This window comes from Streptomyces sp. NPDC055189, from assembly GCF_053606765.1.
Genome location: NZ_JBSGSG010000075.1, coordinates 38451 through 47867, shown reverse-complemented (window position 1 = coordinate 47867; position 9417 = coordinate 38451). Strand labels below are relative to the sequence as shown.

General features: G+C 68.7%; 11 protein-coding genes and 1 tRNA gene. 7 read left to right on the top strand and 5 right to left on the bottom strand.

Annotated features, from left to right (window positions below; translation table 11 throughout):
- Positions 1 to 81: 81 nt before the first annotated feature.
- Entirely contained in the window at positions 82 to 411 is a 330-nt protein-coding gene (locus ACWFR3_RS36050; protein ID WP_453738911.1) for a DUF6344 domain-containing protein, read from the bottom strand.
- A gap of 337 nt (positions 412 to 748) precedes the next feature.
- On the opposite strand from ACWFR3_RS36050, the gene ACWFR3_RS36045 reads away from it, so the two are divergent.
- Both ACWFR3_RS36045 and ACWFR3_RS36040 read left to right on the top strand, forming a co-directional pair.
- Entirely contained in the window at positions 749 to 877 is a 129-nt protein-coding gene (locus tag ACWFR3_RS36045) for a DLW-39 family protein (RefSeq protein ID WP_003999697.1), read from the top strand.
- Positions 878 to 1064: 187 nt separating this feature from the next.
- Positions 1065 to 2402, top strand: coding sequence for a hypothetical protein (locus ACWFR3_RS36040; protein ID WP_453738910.1), 1338 nt, complete (start codon positions 1065 to 1067; stop codon positions 2400 to 2402).
- 37 nt (positions 2403 to 2439) lie between these two features.
- Here the strand turns inward: ACWFR3_RS36040 and ACWFR3_RS36035 are convergent, their stop codons facing one another.
- Positions 2440 to 3831 carry a serine/threonine-protein kinase gene (locus ACWFR3_RS36035; protein ID WP_453738909.1) on the bottom strand — a complete coding sequence of 464 codons (1392 nt, stop codon included), beginning with the start codon at positions 3829 to 3831 and terminating at the stop codon, positions 2440 to 2442.
- Between the two features lie 49 nt (positions 3832 to 3880).
- Positions 3881 to 4429, bottom strand: coding sequence for a helix-turn-helix domain-containing protein (locus tag ACWFR3_RS36030; protein WP_453738908.1), 549 nt, complete (start codon positions 4427 to 4429; stop codon positions 3881 to 3883).
- A gap of 183 nt (positions 4430 to 4612) precedes the next feature.
- Here ACWFR3_RS36030 and ACWFR3_RS36025 point away from each other — a divergent pair.
- A tRNA-Ala gene (locus tag ACWFR3_RS36025) sits at positions 4613 to 4685 on the top strand.
- 92 nt (positions 4686 to 4777) lie between these two features.
- On the opposite strand, the gene ACWFR3_RS36020 is transcribed toward ACWFR3_RS36025, so the two are convergent.
- Positions 4778 to 5500, bottom strand: a complete 723-nt coding sequence (locus ACWFR3_RS36020) for a DUF5324 family protein (RefSeq protein ID WP_453738907.1) — start codon at positions 5498 to 5500, stop codon at positions 4778 to 4780.
- Between the two features lie 260 nt (positions 5501 to 5760).
- Here ACWFR3_RS36020 and ACWFR3_RS36015 point away from each other — a divergent pair, with 260 nt between their 5' ends.
- Positions 5761 to 6294, top strand: a complete 534-nt coding sequence (locus ACWFR3_RS36015) for a peptidylprolyl isomerase (protein ID WP_453738906.1) — start codon at positions 5761 to 5763, stop codon at positions 6292 to 6294.
- Positions 6295 to 6411: 117 nt separating this feature from the next.
- Positions 6412 to 7305 (top strand): rhomboid family intramembrane serine protease, encoded by an 894-nt coding sequence (locus tag ACWFR3_RS36010; protein WP_453738905.1) that lies wholly within the window; start codon positions 6412 to 6414, stop codon positions 7303 to 7305.
- Between the two features lie 279 nt (positions 7306 to 7584).
- On the opposite strand, the gene crgA is transcribed toward ACWFR3_RS36010, so the two are convergent.
- Positions 7585 to 7839 carry a cell division protein CrgA gene (crgA, locus tag ACWFR3_RS36005; RefSeq protein ID WP_160506128.1) on the bottom strand — a complete coding sequence of 85 codons (255 nt, stop codon included), beginning with the start codon at positions 7837 to 7839 and terminating at the stop codon, positions 7585 to 7587.
- 92 nt (positions 7840 to 7931) lie between these two features.
- Between crgA and ACWFR3_RS36000 the strand changes: the two genes are divergently transcribed.
- Both ACWFR3_RS36000 and ACWFR3_RS35995 read left to right on the top strand, forming a co-directional pair.
- Complete coding sequence (locus ACWFR3_RS36000) at positions 7932 to 8702, top strand: DUF881 domain-containing protein (RefSeq protein ID WP_453738904.1); 771 nt, start codon at positions 7932 to 7934, stop codon at positions 8700 to 8702.
- A gap of 22 nt (positions 8703 to 8724) precedes the next feature.
- Positions 8725 to 9417: a class E sortase gene (locus tag ACWFR3_RS35995; RefSeq protein ID WP_453738903.1), complete on the top strand. Its 693-nt coding sequence runs from the start codon at positions 8725 to 8727 to the stop codon at positions 9415 to 9417.

The window sequence follows — 9417 nt, the reverse complement described above, 5'->3', positions numbered from 1 at the left end:
CCCCCAACCCATCGGTTGGGGGTCTTCTTCGTGTCTGTGGGGTGCCCTGGGGGACTGCGACCGAGCCGGCCGGGGCCGTGACTACGGCTCCGCGGCGAGCCCGCCCGGATGGGCCTCGGCCTCGATCGCCGTCTCCGTGTCGTCCGTGGGGAGGTGGCGGCAGCTGGGCGATGACCCGTGTGCCTCGGCGCGGATGCGCTGCTTCATCGTGGGCGGCAGGGACCGTTCGTACGCTGCTGCCCAGTAGGCCGCCAGCGGTGCCGTCATGGCCGGCGCGCTCTCGCATGTTTCCGTGGCCTGCTGCGCGGGCGTGGCCGCCGCTGCCGTCGTGGTGAATCCCAGCGTGGCGAAGAGTGCGAGGAAGGCGGTGATGAGCGTGGTCCACAGCTTCATGGCCTTGGAGCCGGTCATGGCGTCTCACTTTCGGGTTGGGCGATTTGCGTACTTTCCTCATGATGTGTATGTGGGGCCGAGAGTGGGGGACCGACGCTCGTGGCGCGTCGATGTTCAGATGAACACCACCCGAATGGCCTTAAAAGGCTCCTGAGGGGCCCGGGAGAGGCCCGGGTGAGGTCAGGAGCCTCGAACGTGTCAGCGGGCCGTGAGGCGCCAAAGGGGCGGCGACGCCCGATTCGACTGCTGTGTTCGGGGCGGGAGTTGGGGTGGATCCAGGTCACCGATCGGTATCGATCGGTGTGTATAGTCGGGCGCCAGAGGTCCCTTACGTCAAGAAAGACGAGGTCGCGCGGTGAAGAAGCTTCTCCTGGTCGCACTGGCCGCCATCGGCGGGCTCCTCGTGTACCGCCAGATCCAGGCGGATCGCGCCGAGCAGGATCTGTGGACGGAGGCGACTGACTCCGTGCCCACGGGTTCGTGAGTACAGACAACAGTCTCGTCACAGGGCCCCGGCCGCTTCTGCGGTCGGGGCCCTGTGCTGTCCGGATCTCTTTGTCTCCTCGCTCTTGCGTGTGCAAGTCATCGCCTTGCGTGAGCAAAGGTTGTTGAGTGTCCGCACGGGCATGAGTGGGCGGGACGGCTGTGGCATCGGGGAGGGGTGGCACGTAATGGGGCGGCTGTGCGGAGGCCGGGCGGCGCTGGCCGCGGGAGCGGCGCTGTGTGTGGTGATGGCACTGCCGGGGGCGGCCACGGCGGCGGGCACGCCGAGCCCGTACGCCTTCGACGACCGGGCCGTGCCGGTCGAAGGCGCGAAGAGCAGCACGGGCAGCGCGAAACTCACGCCCGGAACGACGTACAAGAGCTCCCTCGCGCGCGGAGGCAAGCTCTACTACCAGCTTCAACTCGATGCCAGAGAGACCGTCTACGTCTCGGCCACCGCCGTACCCGGCCTGGATTCACGGGTTGTCTACGGAGACGGCGTCGAGGTGTCCTTGCAGGACGCGAACGGCAACAGGTGCAACTCCCAGGACGCCCGATTCGGTACGTCGCAGAGCCCGCGGCCCGTCACCGCCTGGGCGGTACGGGAGGTCGGCCCCGCCGAGAACCGGTGCAAGGCGGCCGGCACGTACTACGTGGTGGTCGAGCGGAACAGCCGGCCCGGATCCAGTACGGAGACGTGGGACACGGAGCTCCGGGTCGTCTCGGAGCCGGGAGTGGCCAAGGGCGCCTCTACGGTGCCCCCCGAAACGTGGAACTCCGCCTCGCCCACGCCACCCGCCGGTGAGCGAAGGGAACGCAGGGGCGGCACGGGCTTCAACGACGCGCGTGCGCTGCGGACGGGCGCCTGGGGGGACCGGATCGAGCCCGGCCAGACGCTCTTCTACCGCGTGCCGGTCGACTGGGGGCAGCAGATCTCCGCCAGCGCCGAGCTGGGCAGTACGAGCGGTGGCGAGGACGAGTACATCCCCGCGGCGCTGGTCATGTCACTGTCCAATCCGGTGCGCGCACGCGTCGACGAAACGGATACGGCCTACGACGGCAAGCAGAGCTCGACCGCGCTGGACCCCATGGCGCCCGTCGCGTACGAGAACCGCTACTCCCCGATCGACGGCGTGACCGGGACGCGGGTCGCCGGGTGGTACTACCTCGCGGTCCATCTCAGTCCGAAGGTCGCCGGGCAGTTCGGCGAGGGGGCGCTGGATCTGACGCTGCGGGTGGGCGTCGAGGGCACTGCGAAGGAGGCGCCCGCCTATATGGGGGCGGCGCGGCCCGCGGATCTGTTCGGCGTCACGGGGCGGGACGAGGATGCCGCGGAGCGGGGGCTGACGGCTGCAGGGAGCGGGGGCGCGGGTGCCAGTGGGGGCGACAGCGGTGACGGCGGCGGTCGCAGTGGCAGTGGTAGGGGCGTCATGAAGGTGGTCGCCGCCGGCGGGTTCGGCTCCGGGGCCTTGCTGCTGGCGATCCTGGGCGTGTGGACGCTGGTCGGGCGGCGGCGGGCGGCCTGATTCGGGTCCGTTCGACCTCGGTCCGGGTCCGGACCGATCAGGTCTGCGTCAGGGCCCAGAAGCCCACCGCGAAGCACACCAGCGCCGCCAGCAGCATCGGGATCGCCACCTTCGCGGGCGGTCCCGTTCGCTTCTGCCGTCGTCGCCGCGTAACCGGCCGGCTCTGGAGCGGAACCTGTGGGGCTTGGGCGGTGTATGGATAAGTAGGGGCGGACACGCGGTGCGCCCCTGGCATCACGGAGTGTGCCGACTCGTAGGTCTGTAACTGACCGAAGGCCTGCGCCGGGACGTGGACCGGGACCTCGACCGGGACCGGGGCCTCGACCGGGACCTGATTCGGGATCGGAGTCGGCGCCTCGTAGGGGGCGGGGACATGCGGGAACTGAGCGGGGAGCGGGGGTGGCGTCGCCGGTTGCGGCGGCGGAGCCGGAGTCCGCGGCGGAGTGGGCGGGACGCTTCCCGTCTGCGGCGCGGAGAGAGGTGGGGGCGGTACGGACGGTGGTGCGGAGGGTACGGAGGGGGGAGCGAAGTCCGGCTGCGGCGGGGCCGTGAGAGGGCCGTCGGGGCCGAAACCCTTTGGCAGTGGGCCCAGTTGGTCGTAGATCTCGATGATCTCGTCGTCGGGGCCCGGCTCGGGCAGCATCTCGACGACCGAATTCAGCTCCCTGCGCGCGTTCGTGGCCTTGCCGAACCGCGCCCGCGGGTCCGGCTGGAGCAGCATGGCGACGAACTGCCACAGCGGCTCCGGCACGCCCTGTGGCGCGCCTGGCGTGCCGTGCGCGGCGAAATGCTCGATCAGGGCCTGGGCGTCCGGCTTGGCGCCCTCCAGCAGATGCAGGGCCACCAGGCCGACGGCGAAGAGATCGGCGGCGAAGTCCGGCTCGGCACCCATCAATTGCTCGGGAGCGAAGTACCCGGGCGTCCCCACCACATAGTCGGTCGCGGTCAGCCGCGGCTCGCCCTTCCGCATCGAGATGCCGAAGTCGGAGAGCCGCAGATGCGGACGCGCGTTGCCGGTGACCTCGAGCAGGATGTTGGCCGGTTTGATGTCACGGTGCACGACCCCCTCGGCGTGCACCGCCGCGAGGCCGGAGAGCAGCTGGTCCAGGAGCGTGCAGACCATGCGGGGCGGCAGCGCGCCGTAGTCCGCGATCACGTGAGCCAGCGAGCCGCCGGCGACCAGGGCCATGGTGAACAGGACCTTGTCGTCGTCGGCGGCCCAACTGGCGGGCGCGAGCACATGGGGGTGGTCGATCCGGAGCGCTTGTTCCCGCACGAAGCGCAGCAGCGCGTGTGCGTCGCTCTGTTGCAGGACCTTGGCGGCCACATACCGGCGCCGCCGGTGATCCCAGGCGCGCCAGACCGCTCCGACTCCCCCGTGGCCGATCGGGTCGACCAGTTCGTAGCGGCCGGCGAAGACCTCACCCATGGTCGCGCATTGCTTCCTCTCCGGGCCGCCCGGTGGCCCGGCCGGCGGCTCAGCTCTGGTGCGCCTCGTAGTGGGCGACCGCGTCACCGGTGCGTCCGGCTCCGTATACCCGGAGGAACTCTGCCAGTTCCGGGTGGGTCGGGGCGAGGGCGTCCGCGGCATCGATGATGTCGCCCGCCGCCGCGACGGAGCGCAACAGTGACTGGATCTCGCGCACCACACGCTTCACCGTGGGCGCACTCGAAGTCGGCAGCGCCTGCGTGGTGTTGGTCAGGACGGAGCCGCCCTGGGCCTTCCTGATCTCGTCCATGCGGTCGGTGGCCTCGGCGGCGCTCACGCTGCCGTCGGCGACCTGGCCCGCCAGCCCCTGAAGGAGCTGCACGCGCTGGACGACCGCAGGGTTGCCGATTTTGGCGCGCTGCCCGCTCATCAGCTGGGACAGCATGGGCGCGGACAGACCGAGGACGCTGGCGAGGCGTGCCTGGTTGAGGCCCAGATCATCGATGAGACGGCGGAAGAGCGCCCCCAGCGGCTCTCCGTACCAGTTCCGTTGGAGCTCTCGCGCTCTCGCGGTCGTTTCTTGCTGTGCGGCGTCCATTGCGTCTCCCCATCGCTTCCCCAAAAAACCGTGGTTCGCTGCCGCGAACCACGCCGAGCATCTTACGGAGCGTGGTCGTTCACCGGGACCCCCAATCCTTTTGCGAGATCTGGGGGGTGACCCGGTACTCTGGTCTGCGTTGCCCACCGGAGCGATATTCTTCCGGATGGGTGCACCGTTTTCGGGGCCTTAGCTCAGTTGGTAGAGCGCTGCCTTTGCAAGGCAGATGTCAGGAGTTCGAATCTCCTAGGCTCCACAGAAACGCCGTAGGGCGGGACCACCTCAGAGGTGGTCCCGCCCTACGGCGTTGTTCGGGCTTTCGCGCAGGTCAGTGCAGGTCAGTGCACGTCAGCGCAGGTCGTCGCGCTCCGACGCCTCGGTCTCGGCCTGCTTGGCCTGGACCTCGGGGTCGAGGGAGGCCTGACCGCTGCCGTCGACCGAAGTCAGCGGCGTGCTGTCGGGGACCTCCGTGGCGGCCGGCGGCTCGACGAGCCAGTCCGGGTTGGCCTGCTTGTCCCACCACTTCCAGGCGGCGACCGCCCCGCCGGCCACGATGCCCAGGACGATGAGGCCCTTGGCCACGCGCCCGGCACGAGCCCGGCGGTTGTGCTTACGGGTCAGCCGTCGGATCTCCTTGGGAGAGACCTCGCCGCGCAGGGCGGACAGCGCCGCGGACCCGCGGGACGCCGCCTCCTCACGGACGGGCTGGGCCGCGGCCACGGCACTCTCGATCCGCGGCTTCGAATAGTCGGCGGCCTGCCGGGCGGCCTCGCGGGCCTGCCCGGCCGCCTTGCGGGTACGGACGGCGGCTTCGTGCGCGGCGTGGTCGACCTTCGGCGGCACGTGCGCACGGGCCTGCTCGATGCGCGGCCCCACGTGAGCGCCGTACTGGACACGGGCCTGTTCGGCGGCCTGCGACACCTTGGGCGCGAGCCGTGCGCGGGATTCGTGCGCGTAATGGACGGCCTGGTCCTTGGCCGTGCCGGCGTAGGGGGCCACCGCCTCCGCGGCATGCCGCACGCTGTCCCTCGCCGAACCGGTCGCGGCGCGCACGCTGTCGATGCGGGTCACGGGATCCTCCTCCTCGGTGGCTTATAGGTATGTCACCTTTCCACCCTTTACCGGATCATGCCTTCCAGGTGACTCCGAGGCACGAGAGGGCGGGCATCCGGGTGCATCCGGGTGCCATGAATTTGATCAAATCGGTACAAGGAGAGTTCTTCGCCGACAATGCCACGGATCGTCGCGGCGCGCTCCCACTCGGTGACTACTCGTCCCAATCCGGTCCGTGGGAGTATCAGGACGTCACAGAAGACAACGGAAGGCAGACCGTGGCCGAGCAGCTCTACGCCACCCTGAAGACCAACCGCGGCGACATCGAGGTGCTCCTGCACCCCAACCACACGCCGAAGACGGTCAAGAACTTCGTCGAGCTCGCTCAGGGCGAGCGCGAGTGGGTCAACCCGGAGACCGGCAAGAAGTCCACGGGCCGGCTCTACGACGGCACGATCTTCCACCGCGTCATCAGCGGCTTCATGATCCAGGGCGGCGACCCGCTGGGCAACGGCACGGGCGGTCCGGGCTACGAGTTCGAGGACGAGTTCCACCCCGACCTCGCCTTCGACAAGCCCTACCTGCTCGCCATGGCCAACGCGGGCCCGGGCACCAACGGCTCCCAGTTCTTCGTGACGGTCTCCCCGACCGCCTGGCTCACCCGCAAGCACACCATCTTCGGTGAGGTCACGGACCCGGCGAGCCAAAAGGTCGTCGACGAGATCGCGGCCACGCAGACCAACCCGCGCACGGACCGCCCGGTGAACGACGTGGTCATCGAGTCGGTCGTCATCGAAACCCGCGGCGCCTGACACCGGCGCACCCCGCGAGGGAACCAAACCGCCCCGCCCATCCGTAAGGAAGGGCGGGGCGGTGCGTTCGCACGCGTGGGCGTAGCTGTGCCTTCGTACGGACATTGAGGGGACCCCATGGACCAGGCACCCGGCAGCCCGCAGGGGCCACAGGACGCATCGAACCTGCCCGGCTGCTACCGGCATCCGGACCGCGAGACGGGCATCAGCTGCACCCGCTGCGAACGCCCGATCTGTCCGGAGTGCATGATCAGCGCCTCGGTCGGCTTCCACTGCCCCGAGTGCGTGCGCGAGGGCTCGGGCACCGGACACTCACCCGCGGCGAACCAGCCGCGCACCATCGCGGGCGGTTCGATCGCCGCCGACCCGCGCCTGGTCACCAAGATCCTGCTCGCGATAAACGTCTTCGTGTTCATCGCGATCAGCGTGAACAAGGAACTCGTCGGTGATCTCTTCCTGATCGGCGAATGGCCGCCCTACCCGTACGCGCCGACCGAGGGCGTCGCCGAAGGCCAGTGGTACCGCCTGGTGACGTCGATGTTCGCGCACCAGGAGATCTGGCACATCGCGTTCAACATGCTGGGTCTGTGGTGGCTCGGCGGTCCGCTGGAAGCCGCGCTCGGCCGCGCCCGCTATCTCGCGCTCTACGTCCTCTCGGGCCTGGCCGGCAGCGCGCTCACCTATTTCCTGGTCGGTCCGAGCGACCCCTCGCTCGGGGCCTCCGGAGCGATCTTTGGTCTGCTCGGCGCCACCGCGGTCCTGATGCGGCGCCTGAACTACGACATGCGCCCGGTCATCGCGCTGCTCGCGCTGAACATGCTCTTCACGTTCACCTGGCCCGACATCGCCTGGCAGGCGCACGTCGGCGGTCTGGTCGCCGGTGTCGCGATCGCGTACGGGATGGTGCACGCGCCCCGCGAGCGGCGGGAGCTCGTGCAGTGGGGGACCTGTGCCGTGGTGTTGATCGTGGTCCTGGCGGCTGTGCTCATCAGGACCGCTCAGCTCGGCTGACGGTCATTGTTGTCGTCCGATGGTCACGGTTGTCCACAGCGTGTGCCCATGCTTGTGCATTCTGTGGGGAACAACAGTGCCCCTTGTCGCTGACCTGGGTTTCCCCAGGAAGCGCAAGGGGCCTGTGAGGGCTTGCATGTCGATCAGCCAGTCATACCGGCGTCAACGTTCGGGAAGTTATCCACAGATCGTCTTTCTTTTCCCCAGCCGAGGCCGGGATGTGGATAGCGCTGTGGATAACTCAGGGCAAGGCTTGCGCGCGGCCCTGTGGGAACCGCGCTACTTCCACTGGGTGGAGACGCCGAACCCCGCGGCGATGAAGCCGAAGCCGACCACGATGTTCCAGTTGCCCAGCGGGTCGATCGGCAGCTTGCCGTCGGTGACGTAGAAGACGACGATCCAGGCGAGCCCGATGAGGAACATCGCTAGCATCACCGGTGCCACCCAGCTACGGCTGGTCAGCTTGATGTTCGTCGCCTTCTTCGCGGGCGGCGTGTAATCGTCGGCCTTCTTGCGGATCCGTGACTTCGGCACGAGGGTCTCTCCTGTCGATACGGGGAGCTGAGCCCTCCCCCGGGCGTCCGTTAGCGTAGTGCTTCCGCGGCGCTGAAGGAGATAAGGGTACGTTGAGCAATTCTGCCGACTCCCCCGCAGGTCCGGGTCGACGTCCTCGCTGGCGGCCGGTCCGGCTGCTCACGGCCGCCGTTTTCGCGCTCGCGGGCCTCATCTTCTTCACCAGCTTCAACACGGCCAAGGGCACGAACATCCGCACCGACGCCTCTCTGCTGAAGCTCTCCGACCTGATCGAGGAGCGCAGCCACAAGAACGGCAAGCTCGACGAGTCCAACGGCACCCTGCGCGACGACGTCGAGTCCCTGGCCGAGCGCGACAACGGCGGCACCAAGGCCGACGACGCGCGGCTCAAGGCACTGGAGAAGAACGCGGGCACCAAGAAGCTCAGCGGTGAGGCCGTCTCCGTCACCCTCGCCGACGCCCCGCCGAACGCCACCGCCAAGCTCCCCGGCTACCCCGAGCCCCAGCCCAACGACCTGGTCATCCACCAGCAGGACCTCCAGGCCGTGGTCAACGCGCTCTGGCAGGGCGGCGCCGAGGGCATCAAGGTCATGGACCAGCGGCTCATCTCCACCAGCGCCGTGCGCTGCGTGGGAAACACCCTGATCCTCCAGGGCCGCGTCTACTCGCCGCCGTACAAGGTGACGGCGGTCGGCGACCCCGAGAAGCTCAAGACGGCGCTCGCCGCGTCTCCGGAGATCCAGAACTACATGCTGTACGTGAACGCGTACGGCCTCGGCTGGAAAGTCGATGACGACGGGGCGATGACTCTTCCCGGCTACTCGGGCACAGTGGATCTCCACTACGCGAAGCCCGTGGAGTAAGCCGCTGGGGGAGCCTGTGTCGGTGCGAGTGCTCGTCAGGACGTTCAGCGAACTGTGCATCACCGTCGGCACGCTGATCGTGCTCTTCGTGGTGTACGTCCTGTTCTGGACCGGCGTGAAGGCCGACAACGCCATGGACAGCCAGATCGACACGCTCCAGGACCAGTGGGCGCAGGGTTCGGTGCCCGCGCGCACGGACGGCGAGTCCTCGGAGGCGTCGTCCCCGAAGAAGCCTGCCCCCTACGAGGACGGCAAGCCCTTCGCCGTCATGTACATCCCGCGGTTTGGTTTCACGTGGAACAAGCCGGTGCTCGAGGGCACGGGGACCGACATCCTTAAGAAGGGGCTCGGTCACTACGGGGACACCGCGCAGCTCGGCCAGCGCGGCAACTTCTCCGTGGCCGGCCACCGCCGCACCTACGGAGACCCGTTCAAGGACTTCCCGAAGCTGCGCCCGAACGACCCCGTGATCCTGACCGACGGCACCACGTGGTTCACGTACCGCATCGACAAGAAGCCCTACAAGACGCTGCCCGGCGACACCGGCGTCATCGACGCGGTTCCGCGCAAGTCGGGGTTCGATGGTCCAGGCCGTTACCTCACACTTACGACCTGTGAGCCAGAGTGGGGCCACAGCCACCGGTTGATCGTCTGGGCGCACCTCGATGCCACCCAGCCCGTCGAGGCCGGGAAACCAGAGGCACTGCGCCGTTAG